This window comes from Acidovorax sp. GW101-3H11, assembly GCF_001633105.1.
GTDB lineage: Bacteria > Pseudomonadota > Gammaproteobacteria > Burkholderiales > Burkholderiaceae_C > Acidovorax.
In genome coordinates this window covers 1,051,904-1,076,787 of sequence record NZ_LUKZ01000009.1, presented here as the reverse complement: position 1 = coordinate 1,076,787, position 24,884 = coordinate 1,051,904, and the positions used below count along the sequence as shown (strand labels likewise).

23 protein-coding genes are annotated in these 24,884 nt (G+C 64.1%); 15 read left to right on the top strand and 8 right to left on the bottom strand.

Going from position 1 to position 24,884, the window contains the following annotated elements; all coding sequences use genetic code 11:
• Positions 1-4 precede the first annotated feature (4 nt).
• The 4 genes from A1D30_RS10925 to A1D30_RS26730 all read left to right on the top strand — a co-directional run bounded on the left by A1D30_RS10925 (position 5) and on the right by A1D30_RS26730 (position 3,122).
• Entirely contained in the window at positions 5-844 is an 840-nt protein-coding gene (locus tag A1D30_RS10925) for an enoyl-CoA hydratase/isomerase family protein (RefSeq protein ID WP_242421855.1), read from the top strand.
• A gap of 30 nt (positions 845-874) precedes the next feature.
• Positions 875-1,705 (top strand): SDR family oxidoreductase, encoded by an 831-nt coding sequence (locus A1D30_RS10920; protein WP_063460677.1) that lies wholly within the window; start codon positions 875-877, stop codon positions 1,703-1,705.
• Positions 1,706-1,739: 34 nt separating this feature from the next.
• Positions 1,740-2,240, top strand: coding sequence for a DUF1993 domain-containing protein (locus tag A1D30_RS10915; protein WP_060986285.1), 501 nt, complete (start codon positions 1,740-1,742; stop codon positions 2,238-2,240).
• Between the two features lie 435 nt (positions 2,241-2,675).
• Positions 2,676-3,122 carry a transposase gene (locus A1D30_RS26730; RefSeq protein ID WP_082753449.1) on the top strand — a complete coding sequence of 149 codons (447 nt, stop codon included), beginning with the start codon at positions 2,676-2,678 and terminating at the stop codon, positions 3,120-3,122.
• Between the two features lie 13 nt (positions 3,123-3,135).
• Here the strand turns inward: A1D30_RS26730 and A1D30_RS10910 are convergent, their stop codons facing one another.
• The 5 genes from A1D30_RS10910 to A1D30_RS10890 all read right to left on the bottom strand — a co-directional run bounded on the left by A1D30_RS10910 (position 3,136) and on the right by A1D30_RS10890 (position 9,055).
• The gene (locus tag A1D30_RS10910; protein ID WP_109790919.1) at positions 3,136-4,770 is read right to left on the bottom strand and encodes a methyl-accepting chemotaxis protein; all 1,635 of its coding nucleotides are present in this window, start codon (positions 4,768-4,770) and stop codon (positions 3,136-3,138) included.
• 96 nt (positions 4,771-4,866) lie between these two features.
• A complete protein-coding gene (locus tag A1D30_RS10905; RefSeq protein WP_063460675.1) occupies positions 4,867-6,105 on the bottom strand; it encodes an FAD-dependent oxidoreductase in 1,239 nt (412 codons plus the stop codon).
• A gap of 11 nt (positions 6,106-6,116) precedes the next feature.
• A complete protein-coding gene (locus tag A1D30_RS10900) occupies positions 6,117-7,334 on the bottom strand; it encodes an MFS transporter (protein WP_242421854.1) in 1,218 nt (405 codons plus the stop codon).
• Between the two features lie 132 nt (positions 7,335-7,466).
• Complete coding sequence (locus A1D30_RS10895) at positions 7,467-8,660, bottom strand: thiolase family protein (RefSeq protein WP_199865950.1); 1,194 nt, start codon at positions 8,658-8,660, stop codon at positions 7,467-7,469.
• Positions 8,657-9,055, bottom strand: coding sequence for a Zn-ribbon domain-containing OB-fold protein (locus A1D30_RS10890; RefSeq protein ID WP_063460673.1), 399 nt, complete (start codon positions 9,053-9,055; stop codon positions 8,657-8,659). Before A1D30_RS10890 ends, A1D30_RS10895 begins: the two co-directional genes overlap by 4 nt.
• 138 nt (positions 9,056-9,193) lie before the next feature.
• On the opposite strand from A1D30_RS10890, the gene A1D30_RS10885 reads away from it, so the two are divergent.
• From A1D30_RS10885 to A1D30_RS10865, 5 genes are all read left to right on the top strand, one after another.
• Complete coding sequence (locus A1D30_RS10885) at positions 9,194-9,889, top strand: SDR family NAD(P)-dependent oxidoreductase (protein WP_060987190.1); 696 nt, start codon at positions 9,194-9,196, stop codon at positions 9,887-9,889.
• Between the two features lie 2 nt (positions 9,890-9,891).
• Positions 9,892-10,413 carry a hemerythrin domain-containing protein gene (locus A1D30_RS10880; protein WP_082836403.1) on the top strand — a complete coding sequence of 174 codons (522 nt, stop codon included), beginning with the start codon at positions 9,892-9,894 and terminating at the stop codon, positions 10,411-10,413.
• 24 nt (positions 10,414-10,437) lie between these two features.
• On the top strand, positions 10,438-11,466 hold the full coding sequence (locus A1D30_RS10875; RefSeq protein ID WP_242421853.1) for a fumarylacetoacetate hydrolase family protein: 1,029 nt from the start codon (positions 10,438-10,440) through the stop codon (positions 11,464-11,466).
• Positions 11,467-11,590: 124 nt separating this feature from the next.
• A complete protein-coding gene (locus tag A1D30_RS10870) occupies positions 11,591-13,222 on the top strand; it encodes an AMP-binding protein (protein WP_060987188.1) in 1,632 nt (543 codons plus the stop codon).
• 12 nt (positions 13,223-13,234) lie between these two features.
• Positions 13,235-14,002, top strand: coding sequence for an SDR family oxidoreductase (locus tag A1D30_RS10865; RefSeq protein ID WP_063460671.1), 768 nt, complete (start codon positions 13,235-13,237; stop codon positions 14,000-14,002).
• Between the two features lie 8 nt (positions 14,003-14,010).
• Here the strand turns inward: A1D30_RS10865 and A1D30_RS10860 are convergent, their stop codons facing one another.
• The 3 genes from A1D30_RS10860 to A1D30_RS10850 all read right to left on the bottom strand — a co-directional run bounded on the left by A1D30_RS10860 (position 14,011) and on the right by A1D30_RS10850 (position 17,881).
• Positions 14,011-15,648 (bottom strand): AMP-binding protein, encoded by a 1,638-nt coding sequence (locus tag A1D30_RS10860; RefSeq protein ID WP_109790918.1) that lies wholly within the window; start codon positions 15,646-15,648, stop codon positions 14,011-14,013.
• Between the two features lie 3 nt (positions 15,649-15,651).
• The gene (locus A1D30_RS10855) at positions 15,652-16,635 is read right to left on the bottom strand and encodes a tripartite tricarboxylate transporter substrate binding protein (protein WP_063460669.1); all 984 of its coding nucleotides are present in this window, start codon (positions 16,633-16,635) and stop codon (positions 15,652-15,654) included.
• A 133-nt stretch (positions 16,636-16,768) separates the two neighbouring features.
• Entirely contained in the window at positions 16,769-17,881 is a 1,113-nt protein-coding gene (locus tag A1D30_RS10850; protein WP_063460668.1) for an aldo/keto reductase, read from the bottom strand.
• A gap of 137 nt (positions 17,882-18,018) precedes the next feature.
• Between A1D30_RS10850 and A1D30_RS10845 the strand changes: the two genes are divergently transcribed.
• The 6 genes from A1D30_RS10845 to A1D30_RS10820 all read left to right on the top strand — a co-directional run bounded on the left by A1D30_RS10845 (position 18,019) and on the right by A1D30_RS10820 (position 24,873).
• Positions 18,019-19,038: an amidohydrolase family protein gene (locus A1D30_RS10845; RefSeq protein ID WP_063460667.1), complete on the top strand. Its 1,020-nt coding sequence runs from the start codon at positions 18,019-18,021 to the stop codon at positions 19,036-19,038.
• A complete protein-coding gene (locus tag A1D30_RS10840; RefSeq protein WP_063460666.1) occupies positions 19,035-19,928 on the top strand; it encodes a DMT family transporter in 894 nt (297 codons plus the stop codon). Before A1D30_RS10845 ends, A1D30_RS10840 begins: the two co-directional genes overlap by 4 nt.
• 159 nt (positions 19,929-20,087) lie before the next feature.
• Positions 20,088-21,488 carry an aromatic ring-hydroxylating dioxygenase subunit alpha gene (locus tag A1D30_RS10835; RefSeq protein WP_063460665.1) on the top strand — a complete coding sequence of 467 codons (1,401 nt, stop codon included), beginning with the start codon at positions 20,088-20,090 and terminating at the stop codon, positions 21,486-21,488.
• A 37-nt stretch (positions 21,489-21,525) separates the two neighbouring features.
• On the top strand, positions 21,526-22,095 hold the full coding sequence (locus tag A1D30_RS10830) for a 3-phenylpropionate/cinnamic acid dioxygenase subunit beta (protein ID WP_063460664.1): 570 nt from the start codon (positions 21,526-21,528) through the stop codon (positions 22,093-22,095).
• A gap of 33 nt (positions 22,096-22,128) precedes the next feature.
• Entirely contained in the window at positions 22,129-23,409 is a 1,281-nt protein-coding gene (locus A1D30_RS10825; RefSeq protein WP_060987181.1) for a cytochrome P450, read from the top strand.
• A 153-nt stretch (positions 23,410-23,562) separates the two neighbouring features.
• Positions 23,563-24,873, top strand: a complete 1,311-nt coding sequence (locus A1D30_RS10820; protein WP_060987180.1) for an amidohydrolase family protein — start codon at positions 23,563-23,565, stop codon at positions 24,871-24,873.
• Positions 24,874-24,884 lie beyond the last annotated feature (11 nt).

Below are 24,884 nucleotides of genomic sequence, written 5' to 3'. Positions count from 1 at the left end.
ACCGATGATGGAAACCTCCTTTCACAAGCCGGCCACCCCGACGCGTGACGAAGCTGCGGCCCCCGGGAATGCCGTCGAGGTGGAGCGCCGGGGAGGCGTTGGTTGGATCGTGCTCAATCGCCCGGACCAGATCAATGCGATCAACGACGACATCCGCCGTGGTGTACCCGCGGCGCTGGCCGAGCTCGATAGCGATCCGTCCGTTCGGGTGATCGTGATACGCGGCGCGGGCGCGCGCGGGTTTTGCGCCGGAGCCGACATCAAGGAACGGCGGGCGGCGGAAACATCGGTGCAGGTGCGTCGGCGCATGCAGAAGTCGCGTTGGATCGAGGCGCTGGATCGCACCGAGAAACCTGTGATCGCCGCCATTCATGGCTATTGCATGGGCGGGGGCATGGAACTGGCCTTGGCTTGCGATCTGCGTTTCGCGGCCTCGGACGCCGTGTTTGCCCTTCCCGAAACGGGGCTGGGCCTGATCCCCGGAGGGGGAGGAACCCAGCGCCTTGGAGCCGTGGTCGGCCCGGGGCGTGCTCTGGACTTGCTCCTGACCGGTGATCGCGTTGACGCACGCCGGGCATTTGACATCGGCCTGATCACCCGCATGGCCGACAGCGCGGACTCGCTGCTCGCGGAGGTCACTGCCCTGGCCGAACGCATTGCCCAGAAGCCGCCCACGGCAACGCTGTTCGCCAAGCAGGCTGCACGCGCGGCCTGCCACCTTGACCTCAAGAGCGGCCTGGACCTGGAATTGGATCTGTTCGCCATGCTGGTTCCGATGAACGACGTCAAGGAAGCCGCGCTGGCGTTTCGCGAGAAACGGGCGCCCTGTTTTTCTGGTGAATGAATTTCAAAACATCGCTTTTCTGGAGATGCAATGAGCGAACGCAAACTGGATGGAAAGGTCGCCATCGTGACCGGTGCGGGGGCGGGTCTTGGGGCTGAATGTGCGCGTTCGCTGGCCCGGCATGGAGCCCGTGTCGCGGTGGTGGACATCAACTTGGAGGGCGCTCAGTCGGTGGCCGCCGAAATCAAGGCGGGGGGTGGCAAGGCTCTGGCCATCCAAACCGACCTGACTTCCGAGGAGGGGGTCGCGGCGATGGTTTCCGCCGTGCTCGACCACTTTGGGCGGATCGATGTCCTGCACAACAATGCGGCCGCGTTGGATCCGGCGCAGCGTGCCGGTGACCGCGATGTCTGCAACGTGGACCTTTCCGCATGGGACAGGGCCATGAACGTCAATGCGCGCGGCGCCATGCTGTGCTGCAAGCACGCCATCCCGCACATGCTCAAGGTCGGCGGTGGATCGATCATCTTTGCGACGTCGGGCTTCGGGCTGCTGGGTGATGCAACGCTGACCGCCTATGCCGCCTCCAAGGCGGCCCTGATGGCGCTGGCACGTTCCGTGGCCGCTCAGTACGGCAAGGAGGGTATCCGATCCAATGCCATCATGATTGGCTTTGTGCTCAACGAGCACGCGCAGAAGGGCGTTCCGCAGGAGATCAAGCAGATCCTCCTGGATCAGCACCTGACGCCCCAGCTCGGTTCGCCAAAGCAGATTGCCGACGTGGTGAGCTTCCTGGCCAGCGACGAGTCCTCATTCATCACGGGGGCGGTGATTCCAGTGGATGGCGGCTTCACCAGCCACGCTCCGTCCATGGTGCCCATGCGCGAGTTCTTCGCACGCATGGGATCCAACAAACTCTGAACCCAACCAACCATATCCGACCATGTCTTTATCCATGCATGCCGCCAGCGCGGAAATCTATGCCCGCATGCTGCGCAACCTGCTGACCTGGCTTGACAAAGCCGAAGGCCATGCCCAGGCCAGAAGTTTTGACAGCGCGGCCTTCCTGAATACGAAGCTGTCGCCCGACATGCTGACCTTTGGCAAGCAAGTTGCCATTGCCAGCGAGGTGGCGCGGCTCGCCGTCGCGCGCCTGGGTGCCGTGGAACTGCCTGCCGCTCAAGGCTCCGACGAGAGCTTCGAAGGGTTGCGTGTCCGCGTCCGGGACGCCATCGGCTTCGTGGAAGGCGTTTCGCCGCAGCAATTGGCCGGGAGCGCCGAGCGGCCCCTGGTCGTGCCGCAGCGGCAAGGCGATCCGCTGCACTTCACGGGGCAGACCTTCTTACAGCAGTGGTCGCTGCCGAATTTCTTCTTTCATGTGACCACGGCCTATGCGTTGCTCCGCCAGGCAGGCGTGGAGCTGGGCAAGGCTGACTTTCTGGGAGCCATGGCCTGACCGGGCCGGACCTGGACACGTTCTCCAAGGTGCAAGTACCGGAGGCAAGGCCGGTGATTGACACAGTACCCCGTGGAATCCGGGGTTTTGAACCCCCTGGCAGACCTTCACGGCTTGTACCAGGGGGTGTTTTTTTGCGGGTGGATGTCCACGCGCTCCGAGTGCGCGTGGCACGTTCGTCACCAGCGGTCCAGGTTGGCGCTGTGGCGGGGCTGATCTCATCTTCAGTGCAGGGCAATACTTTCGCAGGGGCCCGGACGCGTGCACGGAAGATACGGGCCAAATTGGCCTCAAGCGCCCATTCAAAACGCGCAAGCAGCTATCAAAACTTCATAGAGGACGTGTTCACCGCTCAGGCAGATCCCGCGCCAATGAACGGGGCATTCATTCGCGTGCTGATTTCCCGCCGAAGAGTCCAGACCGCCGGAAACTCAGATGCGCTTCCAATCGCCCCCACTGCCCATGGCGGGCGGCGCGCTTTCGTGTGAGACGGGCGCGGCATGGCGGCTGGGCCTTGCCGCTCTGATGCTTGCGGCCCTAGGCTTAATCGATATTCATTCTCTAAGCTCGGAGGATGGTCACCCAGACCCGCGCCCTGGTGGATGGGTTCAAGCCCAGCTACGTGCTGGCCGGCAAGGGCTACGACAGCCCGGAATTGATACAGGCCATCGAGCAGCAAGGGGCGCAGGCCGTGATCCCGCCTCGCAATTGCGAGCGGCCGCGCGCCCCTATGACAAGGCTCGCTACCGCCTGCGCAGTCGAATCGAGCGCTGCTTTGCCAAGCTCAAACAATGGCGGCGTGTGGCCACCCGCTACGACCGCAAGCCCGCCAACTTCATGGCAGCGGTCTTGGCTGCTTCAATCTGGCTATGGCTACAGTGAATGTCGATTCAGCCTAGTGCTCGCTGGCGAGCAGGATGGCTTTTATCGGCGCGCTTGCGTGGAGCGTGCGAGGCACGGGCACGGCACTGATGGTGCGCACGGCCTCTCCGTCCGACAGCTTGAATACCGCCACAGCTTCCACCAGCGCCTGGGACTGGCTGCTCAGGCTGCTGGCGGCCGCGGCCATTTCTTCGACCAGCGCGGCATTTCGCTGCGTGGTCTGGTCCATCTGCGCGACCGCTTCTCCGATTTGTCCCATGTCCTGGCTCTGTTCGCTGCTCGCGGCGCTGATTTCGCCCATGATGTCCGTTACACGGCGGATGGCGGTGACGACCTCCGTCATCGTGGCACCGGCCTTGCCCACGAGCTGCGACCCCTGCTCCACGCGCTCCACGCTGTCGGTGATAAGCCGCTTGATTTCCTTGGCTGCTTCGGCGCTGCGGCCTGCGAGGCTGCGCACCTCGCTGGCTACCACAGCAAAGCCGCGGCCTTGCTCGCCCGCGCGGGCGGCTTCCACTGCGGCGTTCAGGGCCAGGATGTTGGTCTGGAAAGCGATGCCGTCGATCACACTGATGATGTCGGCAATCTTGTGGCTGCTGTCGTCGATGCCCTTCATTGTTTTGACCACTTCGGCGACCACTTCGCCGCCTTGGGTGGCCACGGTGGAGGCACTCAGGGCGAGCTGGTTGGCCTGGCGCGCGTTGTCGGCGTTCTGCTTCACCGTGGAGCCCAGTTGTTCCATCGACGCGGCGGTTTGCTGCAGTGCGCTGGCCTGCTCTTCGGTGCGGCCCGACAGGTCATGGTTGCCCGCCGCGATCTCGGTGCTGGCCGAGGCGACGCCCTGTGCATTGCTGCGCACCGCCGTGACCGTCTGCGCCAGGCTGTGCTGCATGCGCTGCAGCGTCTCCAGCAGGTGGCCCATTTCGTCCTGGGACTGCACGGTGATGTGCCCGCTCAGATCGCCGCTGGCGACGCGGTCGGCCACTGAAACGGCCTGCATCAGCGGGCGAGTGATCGAGCGGATGATGGTGATAGCGAGGAACAGGGCCAGAGCAATGGTCACGGCGCTCGCGACCAGGAGCCCCCGCGTCAAATTGCGGGTGGCCGACTCGGCCCGATGGCCGGCTTCGGCCATGACCTGCGCCTGGAGTTCCGCTTGCTTGCGGGTCGCGTTCTGGTATTCGATCTGCGCGGGGCGCTGTTTGCTCTCCAGCAAGGCCAGCGCCTCCACCCATTGTTCCTTGGCAAACAGTTCAAGAAACTGATTGCCCAATGCAAGGTCCTTGGCACGCAGAGGCTTGATGCTCTGGTGCAAGGCCTTACCTTCGTCGGATTCGATGAGCTGATCCAGAATTTGCGTCTGTGCGGCGATGTTGCCGCGTTCGACCTTGATCTGGGCCAGCGCCGCCTGCTGAATGTCCGGGGACGAGAACAAGGCCAGATTGCGGAACTGGATGGTTTCCATGTTCGACCCGTCGATCACCGCACTCAATGCCTTGGTGATGGGGTTGCTCCTTTGAACGATGTCTTCCATCGCCTCACGCTGCGCGGCGGACAGGAACAGCACCATTGCGCCCTGCGCGACCAGCAGCAGCACCATGGTGGAGAACGAAATGGCAAGCCGGGTGGAGATTTTTAAGCGATTCATGGCGCGGGGTAGTTGGCAGTGGCGGGCGTGGGCGTGGGTGGGGTCGCCGCGCAGGGCCGCTGAAAGCCCGGCGGAAGCCGCTGGATCGGCGCGTTTTCAGGCGGTCTCGCGTGTCGAGACTTCGAACGCCTTGAGGTCGAAGCCTGGAGCGGCCGCCTCGGCAGGACTGAGCGGCGTGTTGCGTGCAATGAGCTTGCGCGCCGCCATGTGGTCGGCTGGCCGATTGCATGATTCCACTGCCACCAAACGGCCGGCGCGGAAGCAAAGGACGCTGATCTGGTGCTGCTCGACGGAGCCGAGCACGACGGTTTCATCGTGCCCGTCGGCGAGGCCGGCGATTTGCAGCTTGAGTTCTCCCTGGTCGGTCCAGAACCAGGGCAGGGCGGCATAGCCGGCGGGCTTGCCCATGAGCCGGGCCGCCACGGCCTTGGCCTGGTCCACGGCATTCTGAACCGACTCGAGCCGGATGGCCTGTGGTGACCAGGGGCTGGGAAAGCTGACCACGTCGCCGATGGCGGAAATGGCCGGGTCGCTGGTGAGCAGATGGGCGTCGACAACGATGCCGTTGTTGACGGTCAACTGTGCCTGAGCAGCGAGTTCCGCGTTGGGCAGCACGCCGATGCCATAGACCACCAGATCCGCCGGCAGGACTTCGCCGCTGGCCAGCTCCACGCTGCGCACCTGGCCGCCATCGCCGTGGATTGCGGCGAGGCTCTGGCCATAGTGGATTCGCACACCCCACCGGGCGTGGGCGTGATCGAATACCTGGGACGTGACCGCAGAGAGGGCTCGGGCCATTGGCCGCGTGCCCAGCTCCAGCACGTCCACCGCGATGCCGCGTGCGGCTGCGACGGCCGCGAACTCCAGGCCGATGAAGCCCGCGCCAATGACCACTGCGCGCTTCGCGCTGCCCAGGCGCTGTGACAGCCCGTCGGCATCTGCCAGGTTGCGCAAGCCGAATACGCCGCCGAGCTCGATGCCCGCGACCGCCGGCACACGGTTGCGCGCGCCGGTTGCCAGCACCAGGTGCTCGTAGGCGAGTCTTTCGCCGCTGGCGAGGACAAGCTCGCGGCGTTCCCGGTCGATGGCAGTGGCACTGCCCTGTATGCGCGTGATGCGGTGCTCGTCAAAGTACTCGGGGGGGCGAAAGCGCAGCGCCGCCACGCCGACCTTTCCTAGCAGATAGGCCTTGGACAGTGGTGGACGCTGGTAGGGAACGCCAGGTTCGTCGCCGATGAGGGTGACCGCGCCTTCAAATCCCTCCTGCCGCAGCGATGCTGCAACCTGATAGCCGGCTTGGCCGGCACCGACGATGACGATGGAATTGTGGGACATAGAGTTCTGCTTCAAAGAGTTTGGTCAGGGGCGGTCTTGCGCTCGAAGATCGGATAACGGCCCAACGAGAGCAACGCGAGGCCACCAAAGAGAAACATGGGCCCGCAGACCCACAGCGTCGCCTGGTACGAGCCGGTGCCCCGGTAGAGTTGCCCGAAGAGCCACGGGGCCAGCGTGGAAGCCAGCGTGATCAGCCCGAGGTGGATGCCGAACAGGCGGCCGTAGTCACGCATGCCGAAATACCGCGAGACGAGAAAGGCCGCCAGGTCGAACTCGGCACCCGCGCCGATGCCCACCAGCATGACACCCAGCACGAGCCAGCCGGTATCGTTCGCGCCGCTGATACCCAGGAGCAGGCACCCCAGAGCCGGCAGCCCCAGGGCGACGGCGGCCACGCCAGGCGCCCAGAGGCGGTCCACCAGGTAGCCCACGACGACCCGCCCCAATATCAGCGACAAGCCAAAGCTGCCGAAGATGCGCGCTGCATCCCCTGCCTCCAGGCCTTTGTCGCGCAACAGGGGGACACCATTCGTGACCAGCGTCACCACGCAGGCCACGACCATGGACAAGGCGATGTTCAGAAGCCAGAAGCGAGGATTGCGCACGCCTTCGCGCAGCGAGGCACCCGTGACCATGGCATCTGCTGACGATGCTGACTCGCTGTGCTTGCGGACCGGGGCGCGGGCAGGCTCTTTCATCCAGGCCAGCACCAGGGGCAGCACCAGCACTATTGGCAGGGCCGCCAGAAGCCAGAAGGCCGCCTGCCAGTTCCATTGCGAGATCACGGCGCTCACCGCCGAGGGAATGAGCATGGCGGCCAGACCGGTGCCGGAAAGAACCAGCGCGAGAGCCAGGCCGCGGTTGCGCTCGAACCACAGGTTCACCAGATGGGTCCAGGTGACGTGCATAGTGCCCATGCTGGCCATGGACATCAGGAAAAAGCCCAGGTAGAGCGTCACGATCGAAGGCCCCAAGCGCGTCATGGCGATGAAGGCCAGGGAAAGCATGCACAGCGAGATCACCGTGACGCGCTTCATGCCAAAGCGCAGATTGAGCCAGCCCACGATCTGGGATGCGACCACCGATCCCAGAAACATGAAGCTCACTGCGGACTGAAGATCCGCGCGGGCCCAGTCAAATGTCTGCTGCAGCGGAACCATCATCGCGCCGTAGGCATACAGCATGGATGAGTTGGAGTTGATCGCCAGTCCCAGCGTGGCCAGAATCACGATGCGCCACGCGCTCTTGAACTCAGTCAGATCGATGCCCAGGCCATGCGCGGTATGTGAAGAGGTGGGGAGAGGTTGTGTCATAGGGTGCCGGCAATGGGGAAGGGAAGGGCAGGTAGGGCCAGGGCCGGTTCACTCGCGCACGAGCAGAAGCGAGCCGGCCAGCGGGCCTCCGCCGGCCGCCGCGACCGCTACCTGGTGCGGCGCGATCTGGCGCTGTCCGGCGCGCTCCCAGAGTTGGGTGCAAGCCTCGTGCACATACCCAAGGCCGTGGGTTCTTCCCCCCGAGAGCTGGCCGCCGTTGGTGTTCACCGGCAGGGCGCCGTCGCGGGCGATCCGCGTGCCGCCTTCGACGAAGCGGCCGCTTTCGCCCACCGGGCACAGGCCCAAGGCCTCCAGCCAGAGCAGGGTCAGGATGGAAAAGCCGTCGTACAACTGGGCACTGCGGACATCAGCCGGCTTGAGATCGGTTCGCTGCCACATCATGCGTGCCGCGTCGATGCTGGCCCCGCCGGTCAGGGAAACCTGATCCCAGGACCAGGGCTGGTGCAGGGCCGAACCGATGGCCTCCAGGCGGATGGGGGGATTCGGTCCATGGCGCGCCGCATCCATGCGCGAGAGCACGATGGCCGTCGCCCCGTCGCAGTGCACGTCGCAATCGAACATGCGCAGGGGCGTCGAGATCATGCGGGAGGCCAAGTAGTCGTCCATGGTCATGGGCGTGCGGTACACAGCCTTGGGATTGAGCTCGGCGTTGGCACGGCAGGTCAGGGCGATTTGCGCCAACTGCTCGGGGGTGGTCCCGTATTCGTGGAAGTGCCGCTGCGCGTACATGGCCATCAGGTTGATGGCCGAGTGCACTTCATAGGGGGTGTACCACTGCCAGAAGAAGCTGCTGTCGCGCCCGGCGGTCTTGTTGCTCAAGGCGTTGGCATTCTTGTCGAGCCGCCGCGCGCTCGCTTCGGTGATCGTGCGGAACACCAGCACATGGCGGCACAGGCCCGCGGCGATGGCCATCGCGCCGTTGATCACGCCGGCCAGTGGCCCCGGCCCTTCGTAGCCGCCGCCATACCAGTTGACGTGGAGCCCCATCGTGCCGATCAGCGCATTGGGGCCCACCGGGGAAAAGCTGTTGCCATTGTTGTTGTCGCCTGGCCAGCAAGCCACGCCATCGATGTCCTTTCGCGTGAGCCCCGCATCGGCAATGGCCTCCAGGCATGCGTCCAGGGTCAGGCGCATAGCGGACTTGTCGGATGGGCGGGCCACTTCGGATTGGCCTACGCCGGCGATCGCCACGTTTTTTTCGTACAGATGGTCGAACATCATTCGGCTTTCTTGAACAGAGGGAGCCAGACGTCTTCGTGCTGCTCGAAAGTGACATGCACCGGCATGCCGATTCGCACCTGATCGGGCGCTAATTCCACTACGTTGCTGAGCAGGCGCAGGCCGGGCTGATCGTCGAGCTCGACGATGGCCACGACGTAGGGTGCGGCCAGCTCGGGCTTCCACGCCTGGTGGTTGATGGTGTAGGTGGCGATGCGGCCGCGGCCGCTCGTGGCCTGGGGCGCCACATCCAGCGAACCACAGGATGGGCAGATCGGAGCGGGTGGATGAAAGAACCGCCGGCAGGTGCTGCAGCGATGGATCATCAGTCGGCCCGATTCCCCTCCCTGCCAAAAGGCCGATGAGTCGCTGGTGATCTGGGGCAGTTTTCGTGGCATGAACGCGGGGTATGTCGGGCTGGCAGTGTGTTGAATCAGGGCCGCTACGAATTGACGCAGGCGGGTTGAGAGAGTTTAATATCTGAACAAATTGCGTCAATGTGTATAACTAATGGTTTCTACCAACCATCTGCATCTATGAGTGAACATTCTTTGGCGAACCGCCATATCGTTGTGACCGGCGGCCTGGGCGTGCTGGGCCGTGCCGTGGGGGCCGTGCTGGTCGAGCAGGGAGCCCGCGTTGTCCTGCTCGATCGTGTTGCGGCCCAGGATGTGCCTGGGATCACGGCGGTGATCGGCGGCATTGACCTGACCGACCCGGATGCCACACGGTCCGCATTCCAGCAGGCAAGCGAGCGGCTCCAGGGCTTCGATGGCCTGGTGAACGCCGCCGGGGGGTTCCGATGGGAAACGCTGGAGAGCGGAACCCTGGAGTCGTGGGATGCGCTCTATGCGATGAATCTGCGCAGTACCGTGGTGGCGTGCCGGGAGGCTCTGCCACGGCTGTTGGCGGCCGATGGCTCAGGCATCGTCAACGTGGGAGCGCTGGCTGCACAGAAGGCCGGAATGGGAATGGGGGCTTATGCGGCGTCCAAGGCTGGCGTCGCGCGGCTAACCGAAGCGCTTGCCGAGGAGGTCAAGGATCGTGGCGTGCGTGTGAACGCTGTGTGCCCCAGCATTCTGGACACGCCTGCCAACCGGGCCGATATGCCCGATGCCGACACCGCGCGCTGGGTATCGCCGCGCTCGCTGGCCGCCGTCATCGCGTTTCTGTTGTCGGACGATGCCAGCGCCGTCACAGGCGCGTGCATTCCGGTGGCCGGTCGGGTGTGATCATGGAAGACATGCGCTTGTCCCAGGAGCACTCGTCACCCGGGGCCGTTGGAGAGGGCGGCGGCAATGCCATGGCTTGGTCCGATCGCTACTTGCTTGGGCACGGTGACATGGATGGCACCCATCGCGAATTTGTCGCGTGCGTGGCGGCCCTTCAAACAGCGAAAGATGTCGATCTTGCGGGGTGCCTTGCCGCTTTCGAAGCACATGCCGTCGAGCATTTCGAGCAGGAGCGGCGCTGGATGGACTCCACCGGGTTTCCTGCCGCACAGTGCCATGTGGACGAACATACGGCGGTTCTGCGTTCCGTGCACGAGGTGCAGGAGATTCTGCGCAATGGCGGTCCAGGGCAGATAGCCCGCGATCTCGCCCATGCGCTCGCGAATTGGTTCCCAGGACACGCTGATTACATGGATGCTTCGCTTGCCCAATGGCTGGTCAAGCGCAGCCATGGTGGAGCGCCGGTGGTGCTTCGCCGCCGGCTGGAGCCCGCTGACGCGCCGCCTCTGCCGCCGGCCAACTGAGTCTTCGTTCCCGCTAGAGGCGCTTTGCCCCTGGTTTTCAATCCCCCCACAAGAGAAACGATCAATATGAGACTGGTGACATTTCAGGCTGCAGGCGAAGCCGCCCGCGCAGGCGCATTCATCGAGGGCGACCAAGCGGTGCTTGACTTGCGGCAGGCGGCGCAGACCGTGCATGGCGGCAGCGCGGACGCACTGGCGAGCATCCTCGCGCTGATCGAAGCGGGGCCCGCTGCCTCCGAGCTTGCGCGCGACCTGATCGCGCGTGCGCCCCGTGCGGCCGTCCGGGAGCGCAGCGCGGTCAGAATCCTGGCGCCCATCCAACCGCCACCGCAAATGCGCGATGCCTCTTGCTTCGAGCTGCATCTGCGCCAGAGCTATGCGGCAGCACGGCGGGCACGCGCGGCGCGCACACCGGATCCGGAGGCCACACTGAAGGCCATGAACACCCGCTCAGACGAGCGCGCGATCGAGACCTTCCTGCGCCAGCCCATCTACTACAAATGCAACCGTTTTGCGACCATCGGCGTGGACGACGATGTCGTGTGGCCCGGCTACAGCAAGGCGCTCGATTTTGAGCTCGAGTTCGGCTTCTACCTAGGCGCGCGGGCCAAGGACGTGCCCAAAGAGAAGGCGCGCGAGTACATCTTTGGCTACACGATCTTCAATGACATCAGCGCGCGTGATGCCCAGGCCGTGGAAATGGGCGGCATGCTGGGGCCGGCCAAGGGCAAAGACTTCGATACCAGCAACGTGATGGGGCCCTGCCTGGTCACTGCCGATGAGCTCCCCGATCCCTACAACCTGAACATGGTCGCCCGTGTCAATGGCGAGGAATGGGGGCGCGGCAATTCGCGCGACATGTATTGGAAGTTCGAGGATGTGATCGCGCATGTCTCGCGCTCCGAAACCCTGCATCCCGGTGAGTTCATCGGGTCGGGAACGGTGGGCAATGGCTGTGGCCTGGAGCAGATGCGCTACCTCAAGCCTGACGATGTCGTGGAACTAGAGGTGGAGGGCATCGGCCTGCTGCGTACGCGCATCACGCAGCCTTGATGGGCGTCCTCCACCCACGGGCGGGCGCCCTGGTTCCGTCGCCGCGGTGGCATGCAGCATGCTTCCGATCGGCGCCTTCACACAACGCAAAAAATCTGCCGCCGGTCGCGGCAGGGCACATCGAATGAGCAAAGACATTGATAGCGCACCTGGCTGGACGCCAGGACTGCGCGACACTCCCGTGGCGGCCTTGGCCCGCGCGGTTCTCGCGCATCCGGACAAAATCCTGTTCGATTTCAGTGGCGAGAAAACCACCTACGCCGAGTTCGACGCTCTCAGCAACCGCATGGCCCATGCGCTGCAGGCATTGGGGGTGAAGGCCGGCGCCACCGTCACTTCGCTGTTCGACAACCACCTCGACGCCGTGGTTCTCTGGATCGCGCTCAACAAGCTGTCCGCCGTGAGCGTTCCGTTGAACACGGCGCTCAAGGGCGAGTTCCTGCGCCACCAGGTGGCCGACTCGGGGGCCGAGATCGTGGTGTGCGATGCGGCCTACGCTCCGCGCCTGTTCGAGGTGGCCGGGCACCTTCAAGGCATTAGGCGCCTGTTGGTGCGCGGGGTTGTGGAAAATGGGTGTCCAGACGTTGGTTTTGCCATCGAAAGCCTTGACGATCACCGGGGGCACGACACCACGCCCCTGGCCGAGCTGCCCGATCCGGCCGCGCTCAACGCCCTGATCTACACGTCCGGGACAACAGGGCCTTCTAAGGGCTGCATGATCAGCGGCAACCAGATGTGCCATGTGGCGCGCCTGCTCCTGCGGGCTGCGCCGTTCGGCCCGAACGATGTGCTGTGGACCCCGTTGCCGCTGTTCCACATGAACGCGATCGCGACCGGCGTGGTGTCCACGCTGCTGGTGGGTGGAACGATCTCGATCGCTCCACGGTTCTCGGTCAGCGGCTTCTGGCCTGCCGTGGAGGCATCCGGGGCCACCGTGGTGTCCATCCTGGGCGCCCTGGGTACGCTGCTGGCCCAGGCACCGGACAATGACGCGATGAGGCGCTGCTTCGGCCAGATCCACACGGTCAAGGGCAATCCGTTCACGGAAGACATCAAGGCGATGTGGCGCACCCGCTTCGGCGCGCGCCACATCGGCTCCAACGCCTACGGCCTGACGGAGGCGCTGATCACGTCGGTGCCAGCCGGCGAGCCGGTTCCTCCAGGCTCGTCGGGACGGTGCGCTCCCGAGTTCGACGTGCGCATCTTCGACGACCAGGACAATCCGCTGCCGCCCGGGCAGGCCGGCGAGGTTGTGTGCCGGCCCCTGCATCCCGACATCATGTTCAAGGGCTACTGGCGCCGGGCCGAGGACACGCAGAAGGTGATGGGGAACATGTGGTTCCACACGGGAGACATTGGCAAGTTCGACGAGGCCGGGTTCTTCTACTTCGTGGACCGCAAGAAGGACTATCTGCGCCGGCGGGGGGAGAACATCTCCAGCTTCGAGATGGAATCGGCGATCCTGCAGCATCCCGACATCGAGCAGGTCGCGGTTCATGCCGTGCGGTCGAATCTGGGCGAGGACGACCTGAAGGTCACCGCCAAGCGGGTGGCGGGTGCCCAACTCACCGAAGAGGCCCTGTGCCGCTGGATGGTGGATCGGGTGCCTTATTACGCCGTGCCCCGTTACATCGAGTTCCGGGTCGAACTGCCGGTCAATCCGCAGGGGCGGGTTCTGAAGTACCAGCTGCGCGATGAAGGGGTGACGCCTGCCACCTGGGACATCGAGTCCTCCACCATCAAAGTGCAGCGCTAGAGGAGCACCACCATGTCCGTTTCAGAATTGGCCGGCCGCCGCATCCTCATCACCGGAGGGGCCAGTGGCATGGGCGAGGGCCTTGTGCGCTCGCTGACGGGCATGGGGGCGCTGGTCGTGTCCATGGACCTGAACCGCGAACGCGGCGAAGCCGTTGCCAAGGCGGCGGGAGCACGGGGCTTCATGGAGGTCGATGTGGCCGACGAGGGCTCGGTTGCGCGCGCGGTCGATGCCGCCTGCACCCGCCTGGGCGGCCTGGATGTGCTGATCCATGCCGCGGGCATCGCGCCGTCTTCGCCGGCGCAGGGGACCAGTCTGGCGTTGTGGGAAAAGGTCTTTGCTGTCAATGCCACGGGTACCTTCCTGATGAACCGGGCGGTGTTTCCCCATATGAGGGAGCAGGGCGGCAGCATCATAAACTTCGCTTCCGCAGCCGGCGCGCTGGGGCTCCCCAACAAGTCTGCCTATTCGGCCGCCAAAGGGGCTGTCCTGGCCTGGACCCGCACCGTGGCCCAGGAATGGGGGCCCTACAACATCCGCGTGAATGCGATCGCCCCGGCCATCTGGACGCCCATGTATGACCAGACCCGTTCCGAAATGAGCCCGGAGCAACTGAGCGCGCACGATGCGCTGATGGCCAGGGTGATCCCGCTGGGCGGCAAGCTGGGCGACATGGCGCAGGATCTGGTGCCGGTGCTCGCCTTCCTGGCATCTCCCGGCGCGCGTTTCATGACCGGCCAGATCTTTGCCGTCGATGGCGGGACGCTGATGGTGCGCTGAGCCGGTGGTCAGGCAGGAGCGGCACCTGCCAGCGGACGCAGTTCTCCCGCCAGCAGCGCTTGCCGGACTGCAGCGCGGCCGACTTTGCCGGCATCGGTGCGCGGGACGTGCGCGAGGAGGAGGTGCCTGGGCCGCTTGAAGGAAGCCAGGTGCTGCCCGCAGTACGCCGTCAGCTCGGCACGCAACGCCTCCAGCGCGTGCGATGGGGCCGGCTCGCGGGGTTGGACCAATGCGCAGACACTCTGGCCCCATTCGGGATCCGGCAGTCCCACGACGACTGCGTCGGATACCGAAGGATGCTGCATGAGAACGGCCTCGATCTCGGCAGGGTAGATGTTGACGCCGCCGGAAAGAATGAGATCGGAGCGGCGGTCGCAAAGGTAGAGCCAGCCTTCCTCATCGAGGTATCCATAGTCTCCCGCGGTGAACAGGTCACCGCGCTTGACGGAACGGGTCTTCTGTGGATCGTTGAAATACTCGAAATCGAAGCCATCATTCATGTAGATCAACCCGGGCTCGCCGGCAGGAAGCTCGGCTCCGCCCTCATCCAGGATAGCGAGCTTGCTGAACGGATACCTGCGGCCCACTGTCCCGGGGCGCCGCAGCCAGTCGTCGCTGCCGACATAGGTGCCCCCTCCCTCGCTGCACGCGTAGTACTCGTGCAGAACAGGGCCAAGCCACTCGATCATCCGGCGCTTGGTCTCCGGCGGGCATGGGGCAGCCGCGTGAATGACGGTTCTGAGGCTCGAAAGGTCGTAGCGCTGCCGGATAGCCTGCGGAAGTTGCAGCAGGCGGTGGAACAGGATCGGCACCAGCTGCACGCTGTCGATGCGTTCGCTTTCGATCAGGGCGAGCACGCGTTCGCTGTCCCATTTTTCCAGCAGCACGAGCCGATGCCCGAGATGCAGCATCTGGATGGCGCGGGAGCCGGGAGCCGCGTGGTAGAGCGGCGTGCAGACCAGGTGCGCCCCATTGCCCGCGCGCAGGCCGAACATGCCCGAATAGAGCGGAAGGGTGCGCGCCAATGCCCCTTCGGGGGGCAATCCTGTCAGCGGCCGCCGAATTCCCTTGGGGCGTCCCGTGGTGCCGGAGGAATAGAACATGGTGCTGCCTGCCAGCCGGTCGCCAAGAGGGGCATCGGGCTGCGCGTCCAGCAAGGATTGCAGATCGCGAAAACCCGGTATGTCTCCCGCAACCGCCAGGCGCCCTTGCTCGGGGAGTGCCGCCTGTCGGGCCGCCTGGCTGGCCGTGGAGGCAAAGCGATGATCGGCAATCAGCACGCGGCTCATGCTGTTGGACAACAGGTAGGCCAATTCTTCGGCCGTCAGGTGCCAATTCAAAGGCACCAGGTAGGCGCCTATTTGCGAGATGGCGAGCGCGCTCGCCAGCCAGTCGCTGGAGTTCGGCAACAAGACCGCGACGGCGTCGCCGGTCTTCGCACCGCAGCCGCGCAGCGCATGGGACAGGCGATCGACGCGGTCGCGCAGCTCGCCGAACGTGCTGCAGCCGCCATTGGATTCCGTGATCGCGATGCGGCTGGGCTGCCGCTCGGCAATTTGCCAGAAGCCCAACGCACCCTCGCAAAGGTAAACGGGATCGACCGCAGGCATAGGGTTGGCGTTGGCGGGGGACCTGATTTCAGGCATGGACTATTCGATCGTGATGCCTGCCGCCCGGATGGCCTGTGCCCAGGCCAGCGTATCGCGCTTTTGCAGGGCGGCAAGCTGGTCGGGCTTGCCAAGCAGTGGCTGCAGCCCGATGCTGGTAAGGAATGCTTGGCCCTCGGGCGCTTCCAGCACCTCGTTGATCAACTGGTTGAAGCGCTGGATTGCGAAGGCTGGCATCCCGGCCTTCCCGTAGAGAGCCAGCCACGCGGAGACGTCGAAATCAGCGACGCCCGACTCCGCGAGGGTAGGAATGTCGCTGGCGGCGGCGATGCGCGCGCGCGTCGTCACGGCAATTGCACGCAGGCGGCCGGAGTGCACATGTGGCAGGTAGCCCTGAGGGTCGCCAAAGGCGTAGTCAAGATGGCCGCCGATGATGTCGGAAACCACCTGGGCCAAGGTCTTGTACGGCACGAAGGTCGCCTGCAATCCCATGCGCTGCTTGAGAATCTCGCCAGCGAGCCTTCCGGTGATCGCCGAACTGGCGTAGCTCAACTGGCCCGGCCTGGATTTGACGAAGGCGACGAACTCCTGAAACGTGCTGACCGGCACGCGCGCGGGGTTGACCACCAGGATGTAAGGCACGGTGGCCATGGAGGCGATCGGCGCGAAATCCTTTTCCGGATCGAATGGGAGGGTTTTGTACAAGCTGACGTTGGCCGCCTGGGTCGAGGATCCTGTCATCAGGAACTGATGCCCATCGCCTTTCATGCGGGCGACAGCGTCCGCCGCAATGTTGCCGCCTGCGCCAGGCTTGTACTCGATGACGAACACGATCTCGGGATGGCGCTTTTGGATCTGCTCGGTGCAGTAGCGAATCAGCCCGTCGATGGCACCGCCACCGGCGTATGCCACCGTGATCGAGACTGGCTTGGTGGGCCAGGTGGTTTGGGCGTAGCCAGGAGCTGCCCATGTCGGGAGTGCACTGGCCGCGAGGCCAAGCATCCGACGCCGGGTCCAGCAAATCATGTGGATGTCTCCGTTTCGATTGGCCGGGAGGCCATGCCTGCCATTTTCACGGGTTCCTCCGAGGCTCTTTCGTGCGAGTTCCCCGGACATTTGCCAAGGATGGGCGGGTTCTCCAGGGGCGCTGTTCTGTCGCTCAGCGCCAGCCGCCACTGCGAGCCGCAGGAGGTTCGTCAAAGTGGGGAGGATGGGGCGACACGCTGGCTCCCCCGTGCATGCGCGGCTGAATGGCGCTCAGAAAGTTGTAGGGAAACAGCGGTGGCAACGCGCTCACCTGATCAAGCCGGGTACGGAGTTCGGAAGGCAACTCGAAGTCCAGCGCGCCCAAGCTGTCCTGCAGCTGTTCGAGCCGGGTGGCGCCCAGGATCACCGAACTGAGCGCCGGGCGGCCCGACAGCCAGTTGATGGCCACCCTGGCCATGGGCTGCCCCAATTCATTGGCGACGGATTCGAGCGCCGCGACGATCTCCCAGTTGCGCGGCGTCAGCTTGTTCAGCGCGGGTGTCGCCACCGCGGCGGTGGCCCTGATGCGCCCAGCCTGCTGTGCTTGTGCCTCCACATTGGGCTGGTACTTGCCGGACAGCAGGCCGCCGCCCAAAGGACTCCAGGCCACCAGCCCGAGGCCCACTTCCTGGCACATGGCGGGAAACTCGTACTCGATGCCGCGCTGCACCAGCGAATACTCGAGCTGCACCGCGCAAGGACCTTCGAGGCCATGGTACTGCGCCAGGGTGGTGATGCGCGCGGCATACCAGGCGGGCACGTCCGAGAGCGCCCAGTGGCGGATCTTGCCGGCGCGCACCAACTGATCCATGCTGCGCAGAACCTCCTCCGCCGGCGTGATGCCATCCCATGCATGGAGGTAGTAGAGATCCACATAGTCCGTCTTCAGCCGCGCCAGCGAGGCATCCAGGGAACGGATCAGATTCTTGCGGCCGTTGCCCGCGGCGTTCGGGTTGCCTTGCGGGTTCTGGTGATTGAAGCTGTACTTGGTGGCCAGAACGACGCGATCGCGCATACCCGTTTCCGACATAAATTCGCCCAGCCAGGTCTCGGCGGTGCCTTGCGTGTAGATGTCCGCCGAATCGATGAAATTCCCCCCGGATGCCAGGTAGGTGTCGAACATCGCGCGTGCGGTCTCCCGATCGCAGCCCCAACCGTTCTCGGTGCCAAAGGTCATGGTACCCAGGGACAGGCGCGAGACGCGCAAACCGGTACGGCCAAGCAGGTGGTATGTGGTGGGTTGCATCGGGTCTCTCAGGTTCTTGCTGAAATTGAAACACATTGACAATAAGTGTTCAAACATTAGACTGTGCTGGCTCGGCTGATGTCAAGTCCGGGCGGCTGTCCCGGGGGCCATTCCCCGTCCCATCACCCTGACGACCTATGCTGATCGACGCCCACGCACACCTGCTGACTCCTGGAATGCTCAACCGCCACGATTTCTGGGGGCCTTTCATGAAGATGCAGGGGTTCACCGTCGGGCACTTCGCGCTGGGAACCAAGCAAAAATCGAAGGCCGCCTCGGACCAGCAGGCGGAGGCGAACCTGCTGGCAAAGATGACGCATGCCGCGCGCCGCGAACTGATGGCCCAGCGCGGCGTGGACCAGATAGTGGTGTCCACGCCCTCGCATGCATTCATGTACTGGGCGGACGACTTCGGAAGCGAATACGCGCGCATCTGCAACGACGAGATGTCCGCCTACTGCGCCCAGGACCCGGCGCACTTTGCTTTCTGGGCACACGCCAACCTGGCCGATCCGGTCGCGGCTGCACGCGAGATCGAGCGCGCCGTCACGCAACTCGGGGCCAAGGGGGTCTGCGTGGGGGGCGCCAATTTCAAGGGCCTGCAGGCCTATAGCGAGGAATTGTTCCCCGTTTGGGAGGCTGTCACGCGGCTGGATGTGCCACTGATGGTGCATGGTTACAACCAGTCCGTATGGTGGGGCGACAAGCATGCGGAAGACCGTTTCGAGACCACCTCGATCGTGGGCGATTGCGTCGATGAAACCCTATTCTTCTGGTACCTGATCTGCGGCGGCGCGCTGGACGTGTTCCCCACGCTGAAAACCTACATCAACCACGCCGGTGGCATGGCTGTGTTCCAGCTCGGGCGCCTGGCCGAGCTGAACAAGTCGATGGCGCCCGACGCACGCAACAAGCGCCCGTTCATGGACTACCTGTCCAACTTCTGGTTCGACCTGGACGTGCACCATCCGGCGCTGCGCCGCGCCGTGGTGGAGGTGGTGGGTGCCGATCAGATCCTCTACGGCACCAACTTCGGGGGGGCCTACGACAATGGCGACCTGACCGCCGGACTGGGCCTTTCCGACGCCGACGTGGCCAAGATCCGCAGCCGGAATGCGCGCCGCCTGCTGAAGCTCGATACCTCCGTCGCGGCATGACGGGTTTTGTCCTGAGCCGACGCCAGGTCTGGCTGCTCGTGTTCGTCACCCTGTTCTGGGGGGTGAATTGGCCCATCATGAAATCAGCCGTCGGCGCCTATCCCGCGATGGCGTTCCGGGCCTGGTCCATGGTATTGGGCCTGCCGTGCCTGTGGGTGGGACTGAAGCTGCTGCGGGTGCCCCTGCAGGTACCACGACGGTACTGGGGCGAGTTGCTGCTGCTGGCAACCACCAACATGGTGGCCTGGCACCTGTGTCTGATGTGGGCTTTGCCGGGCCTGAGTTCCGGCCGGGCGGCGATCATCGGCTACACCATGCCCGTGTTTTCGGCGCTCTGGGGCATGTTGCTGTATCGCCAGCGCCTGTCCCGGCCGCAATGGGTGGGCGTGGGAAGCGCTACTGCAGGCGTGGTGTTGCTGCTGTGGCATGAATTCTCGCGCCTCAGCGGGGTTCCCTTGGCCGGGCTCACCCTGCTGGCCGGAACCGCGGTGTGGGCCCTGGGAACCCAGCAACTGCGGCGCAGCGCCATGGATGTGCCTGTGCTCGCGATCGGGTTCTGGATGACGGCGATCACGACAGTCGCGGTTCTGCTGTATGTGGGGAGCACCGATGGCCTGCCCGCGAACCAGCCTTCGCCACGGGTCTGGGCAGCGATCGCCTACAACGCACTGTTGATTTTTGGGTTTTGCCACGTGGCGTGGTTCGCCCTGGCCCGCGCCTTGCCGCCAGTCGCAGCGAGTGTCAGCATTTCCCTGATCCCCGTGCTCGGGCTGCTGTCGGGCGCGCTGTGGCTGAACGAGGCGCTGCATTGGCAAGACGGGGCCGCGGTGCTCTTGATCATGCTGGCGATTGGCGTTGCCTTGCATCCGGCGGGAACGGAGACTTCTTGAAGGCGCCTTTCACGGCCATCCCCCCCTGGTAATTTGCGATAGATCAACAGGGCAGGCGTTTCGGCTTCGGGTAAACCTCTAGAAGTTGAACACAAATAGAAAAACTGTCCTAAATTGTCTCCATGCCGGCAATCGTGCCGGTCCCAAGGAGACGATGAAATGTTGACGCGTAGCAATCCGGTGTTGTCCGACGGAACCAGGATCTCGGACCTCATCAATCTGGACACCCGTGAAGTGAAGATGCGGGTCTTGTCCGATGCCGAGCTGTACCAGCTCGAGATGGAAAAGATCTTCGCCAAGACCTGGGTCTTCCTGGCCCATGAAACGGAAATACCCAACTCGGGAGATTTCGTCCAGCGGGATATGGGTTCGGATTCGGTCCTCGTCACGCGTGACCGCGAGGGCCAGGTGCACGTGGTGCTCAACGTCTGCACCCACCGGGGCATGAAGGTCTCCACGCTGGACGTGGGCAACACCCAGGCCCACATGTGCATCTACCACGGCTGGGCATTCAAGCCCAATGGGGACTTCATCGGCGCCCCCGTCGACAAGGAGTGCATGCACGGGAAGATGATGAGCAAAGAGCAACTCTCGCTCACCAAGGCCCGCGTGGCGGTCTACGGCGGCATGATTTTCGCCACCTGGAACCTCGACGGCCCTTCCTTCGACGAGTTCCTGGGAGACGCAAAGTTCTACTACGACACCATGTGGTGCCGTACCACCAGTGGCATGGAGGTTTTGGGGCCGCCGCAGCGCTTCATCATCAAGGCCAATTGGAAGACAGCTGCCGAGCAGGGGGCATGCGATGGCTATCACACGCTGACCCTGCACCGCTGGCTGGGTGAGATCGGCCCCTATGCGAAGAAGCCCAATGCCGAAGGAGGTGGGGCGGACCTGACACCGGAAATGTATGGCGTTGAAGTCTGGACTGACCATGGCCACACCATGCGTTGTATCGATCTGGGCCGTAAGGTTCACCGGATCACAGGCAGGGATCCAGCCGAGCTTTCGGCCCAGGAAAAGCTCACTGTCCTGCCCCCCCCGGGCTTGACGGCCGAGATGATCCCCGATGTGGTGAGCCGCCTCTCGCCTGAGCAGATCGAGATCATGAGCTCCAACCCGCCGCAAGTGGGCAACTTCTTTCCCAACGGACTGTTCGAGTTCATCTACCTGCCGACGGCCGATGGCAAGGTGACGGGCGCGATGGCCCTGCACACCTATGTGCCCATGGGGCCGGATAAGTTCATGTTCATGAACTGGATCCTGGCAGAAAAGGATACGCCGCCCGAGCAGAAGGCCGCGATGCTGCGCATTTCCTGCCAGTTCCTGGGCACTTCCGGCATGGTGGAGCAGGACGACTCGGACACCTGGCCGCACCAGACCATCGTCTCCAAAGGGGCGATGAGCAAGAACATCACGCTCAAATACCAAGCCAAGTATGAGACCGGCAAGCCTGACGGCTGGCCGGGTCCCGGTCATGTTGGCAGCGGCTTCACCAAGGACGACACCAACTGGAGCTTCTGGCAGTACTGGCACGAGCTGATGACTCGCGAGTCTTGAGCCGCCGATGCCAACCCTTCACCACCAGGAGATCACCATGCTTGCCAACCTGCTCGAACCCACACCTCTGCCATCCACCGTGCGCGGCAACCGCATGCCTGTCGGCAGTCCCCTTTACAACGAATGCGTCGAATTCCTCATTGACGAGGCGGAGATGCTCGATGAACTGCGCTTTGACGAATGGCGCGCGCTGCTGGCGCAGGACATCGAATACAACGTCCCGCAGCGCTTGACACGCCCTGTGCGCATGCAGGACGGCACGACCATTCGAACCGTTCAGCACATGCACGACAACTATGCCTCGTTGATGCTGCGCGTGCGCCGTATCACGGAAACCCGCAGCGCCTGGTGCGAAGACCCTCCCTCGCGCACGCGCCGGATGGTCAGCAACGTGCGCGTCTACAAGACCGACAAGCCGAATGAATTCAAGGTGCAGAGCTACATGCTTCTCACCCGGAACCGATTCGATTTTGACTATTTTGACCTGATCCCCTGCGACCGCCATGACGTGTTGCGCAAGGAGGGCGGCGCCTTGCAACTGGCGCGGCGCGAGGTCCTGATTGACCAATCCGTGCTCGGCACGCCCAACCTCGGCATTTTTCTGTGACCTGCGGTGTCGCCTTCCACCTTTGAGGAAAAAATGAAAACCACCTATCGTTCCGAGAAGCTCGAAGAGGCTTTCGCTGCACTTTCGGCCAACTACCGAGGGACCGACATCGACCTGTACGCGGTGTGCCGCGACAGGCGCGCGACGTCGCCGGTCGCGACCGGCGACTTCATGAACAGCATCGGCGTGCCCACGCATGCCGGTGCCAACCACGGCCACCCGACCTTCACCCTGTTCAAGTACAACGACGTCAAGAACGTGCTGCAGGACTCCGCCACCTTCAACAGCCGCTTCATGGCCAAGGGCTTCGGCAGCTTTTTCAGTGCCGACGGACTGGTCATCACGGCCATGGATGGCGAGGCGCACCGCAAGGCCCGCGGGCTGCTGCAGCCGGTGTTTGCACCCGATGCCGTGCTGCCCTGGCGCGCCGCGATAGAGCACCAGATCCGCGACGAGTTCATCCTGCCCCTGGTGCCCGACAAGCGCGCCGACCTGCTGGACTTCGGCCTGTACTTCCCGATCCGCGTCATCTACGGATTGATCGGCTTTCCCGACGAGGAACTGGGCAATTTCTACGAGTACGCGGCGATGGGCCTGACCGTGCTGGCTGGCCCGAAGATCGACCCGGCCGAGGAGGCCGCGTCCCGCGAGCGCGCGATGAAGGCCACCAACACCTTGTATGAGACCGTGATGGCGCTGGTCAAGCGCCGCCGCGCCGAAGGAGCTCCCGGAGACGACCTGGTGTGCCGCCTGCTGCGCGCCGAATTCGAGGGGCGCAAGCTCGACGACCACGAAATCACGACCTTCGCGCGTTCGATGGTGGCCGCCGGCGGCGAAACCACCACCCGGACCTTCAGCTCAATCATGACGCTGCTGCTGCAGCGTCCCGCCCTGGTCGAACGGGTCCGCAACGATCGCAGCCTGGTGTCCAAGCTGATCGACGAGGGGGTGCGCTTCGAGCCCGTGTCCACCGTCAAGGTGCGCCAGGCCGTTCGCGATGTCGAGATCCGGGGCGTGCAGATCCCAAGGGATGCGATGGTGCAGTGCGTGGTCGCCTCCGCCAACCGCGACGAAGAGATCTTCGATAACAGCGACACCTTCGACATCGACCGCCGCCAGAAGCCGTCCTTCACCTTCGGCTTCGGCCCGCACATGTGCATCGGCCAGTACCTGGCGAAGATGGAGCTTTCCATCGCCATCAACGCGGTGCTCGACCTGTTCCCCAACATCCGGCTCGATCCGGATCGCCCCGCGCCCGTGATCGCCGGCAGCATGCTGCGCGGCGCGTCCTCTGTGCCCGTGATCTGGGACTGAAGCCCCAGGCCGTCAAATCAGCCGCACGGTATTCCCCGCCGGACGTGCCCGCCGCGATGTGCGGCGCGGCCGGCGCGGCGCAGATTCCCGATCGTCCCAGGCGCGATCGGGGTTTCATCTTTTGTTTGCATATTCCTTTATCTGGAGTCCATCATGAAACTCGACGACCTCATTCTTGTCAGCGTTGACGACCACGCGATCGAGCCGCGCGGGGCTTTTGATCGCCACATGCCAGCCAAATTCAAGGGCCGCCAGCCCAAGGTGGTTCAAAGCAGGGGCCGTGACGTCTGGGTCTTCGAAGACCGCGCGACAGGCTACATGGGCCTGAACTCCGTGGTGGGGCGCCCCAAGGACGAATACGGCATGGAGCCTTTGGGCTACGAGCACATGCGCCGCGGGACGTGGGACATCAAGGCCCGGGTGGACGATATGAACGCCAATGGTGTGCTGGGCTCCATCTGCTTCCCGACCTTTCCCGGTTTCGCGGGGCAGCGCTTCCAGCAGTACAGGGATGCGCGGGAGGTTTCGTTCGCCGCCATCCAGGCCTACAACGACTGGCACCTGCACGACTGGTGCAATGCAGCGCCGGGGCGGTTCATTCCGCTGAGCCTGATTCCATGGTGGGATGGTGAACTGGCTGCCCAGGAGATCCGCCGCATGGCCAAGCTGGGGGTTCACGCGATCTCCCTCTCGGACAACCCCGCGCTGCATGGGTTCCCCTCGATCCACTCCGACCATTGGGATCCGGTGTGGAAGGCTTGCGCGGACAATGACGTGGTGATCTGCTGCCACATCGGCACCGGCGTCAAGGCCGAGCATGCCTCGGACCTCACGCCGATCGATGCCTGGATCACCTCGATGCCGATCTCGATCGCCAACTCGGCCGCCGACTGGATATGGGCCCCCATGTGGAAGAAGTACCCCAATCTGCGCATGGCCCTCTCCGAGGGCAGCATCGGATGGATTCCATACCTGCTGGAGCGTGCCGACTTCACCTACCGGCACCATCACGAGTGGACCATGACGGACTTCGGCGGCGGCAAGCCCAGCGACGTCTTCAGGCAGCACATCATCACCTGCTTCATCGAAGACGAGTTCGGCTTGCGCAATCTGGCCGACATCGGCGAAGACAAGGTGACCTGGGAGTGCGACTACCCGCACTCCGACTGCACCTGGCCGGGTTCGCCGGAGATCTTCCATGCGCAGACCCGGCACCTGACGGACGCGCAGATCGACAAGATCGGCCACCTCAACGCCATGCGCGAGTTCTCCTACGACCCGTTCTCCATCCTGGGACGCGAGAACTGCACCGTGGGAGCGCTGCGGGCGCAGGCCAAGCACGTGAGTGTCGAACCGATGCTGGGCATGGGGGGGGCCAAGCCGGTGCGGCAGACGGGCAAGCCGGTGACCTCGGGCGACATCAACAAGATGTTCGCTGATGCGGACGCAGAGACCGCGCTGTAGCCTTTGGGAGC

Coding starts and splice junctions, on each gene's coding strand:
- A1D30_RS10925 (WP_242421855.1), top strand. CDS start 5: ATGATGGAAACCTCCTTTCACAAGCCGGCCACCCCGACGCGTGACGAA.
- A1D30_RS26730 (WP_082753449.1), top strand. CDS start 2,676: ATGCGCTTCCAATCGCCCCCACTGCCCATGGCGGGCGGCGCGCTTTCG.
- A1D30_RS10880 (WP_082836403.1), top strand. CDS start 9,892: ATGGAAGACATGCGCTTGTCCCAGGAGCACTCGTCACCCGGGGCCGTT.
- A1D30_RS10905 (WP_063460675.1), bottom strand. CDS start 6,105: ATGTCCCACAATTCCATCGTCATCGTCGGTGCCGGCCAAGCCGGCTAT.
- A1D30_RS10890 (WP_063460673.1), bottom strand. CDS start 9,055: ATGCCACGAAAACTGCCCCAGATCACCAGCGACTCATCGGCCTTTTGG.
- A1D30_RS10915 (WP_060986285.1), top strand. CDS start 1,740: ATGCATGCCGCCAGCGCGGAAATCTATGCCCGCATGCTGCGCAACCTG.
- A1D30_RS10825 (WP_060987181.1), top strand. CDS start 22,129: ATGAAAACCACCTATCGTTCCGAGAAGCTCGAAGAGGCTTTCGCTGCA.
- A1D30_RS10840 (WP_063460666.1), top strand. CDS start 19,035: ATGACGGGTTTTGTCCTGAGCCGACGCCAGGTCTGGCTGCTCGTGTTC.
- A1D30_RS10870 (WP_060987188.1), top strand. CDS start 11,591: ATGAGCAAAGACATTGATAGCGCACCTGGCTGGACGCCAGGACTGCGC.
- A1D30_RS10860 (WP_109790918.1), bottom strand. CDS start 15,648: ATGCCTGAAATCAGGTCCCCCGCCAACGCCAACCCTATGCCTGCGGTC.
- A1D30_RS10865 (WP_063460671.1), top strand. CDS start 13,235: ATGTCCGTTTCAGAATTGGCCGGCCGCCGCATCCTCATCACCGGAGGG.
- A1D30_RS10895 (WP_199865950.1), bottom strand. CDS start 8,660: ATGATGTTCGACCATCTGTACGAAAAAAACGTGGCGATCGCCGGCGTA.
- A1D30_RS10835 (WP_063460665.1), top strand. CDS start 20,088: ATGTTGACGCGTAGCAATCCGGTGTTGTCCGACGGAACCAGGATCTCG.
- A1D30_RS10855 (WP_063460669.1), bottom strand. CDS start 16,635: ATGATTTGCTGGACCCGGCGTCGGATGCTTGGCCTCGCGGCCAGTGCA.
- A1D30_RS10885 (WP_060987190.1), top strand. CDS start 9,194: ATGAGTGAACATTCTTTGGCGAACCGCCATATCGTTGTGACCGGCGGC.
- A1D30_RS10820 (WP_060987180.1), top strand. CDS start 23,563: ATGAAACTCGACGACCTCATTCTTGTCAGCGTTGACGACCACGCGATC.
- A1D30_RS10830 (WP_063460664.1), top strand. CDS start 21,526: ATGCTTGCCAACCTGCTCGAACCCACACCTCTGCCATCCACCGTGCGC.
- A1D30_RS10920 (WP_063460677.1), top strand. CDS start 875: ATGAGCGAACGCAAACTGGATGGAAAGGTCGCCATCGTGACCGGTGCG.
- A1D30_RS10910 (WP_109790919.1), bottom strand. CDS start 4,770: ATGAATCGCTTAAAAATCTCCACCCGGCTTGCCATTTCGTTCTCCACC.
- A1D30_RS10845 (WP_063460667.1), top strand. CDS start 18,019: ATGCTGATCGACGCCCACGCACACCTGCTGACTCCTGGAATGCTCAAC.
- A1D30_RS10850 (WP_063460668.1), bottom strand. CDS start 17,881: ATGCAACCCACCACATACCACCTGCTTGGCCGTACCGGTTTGCGCGTC.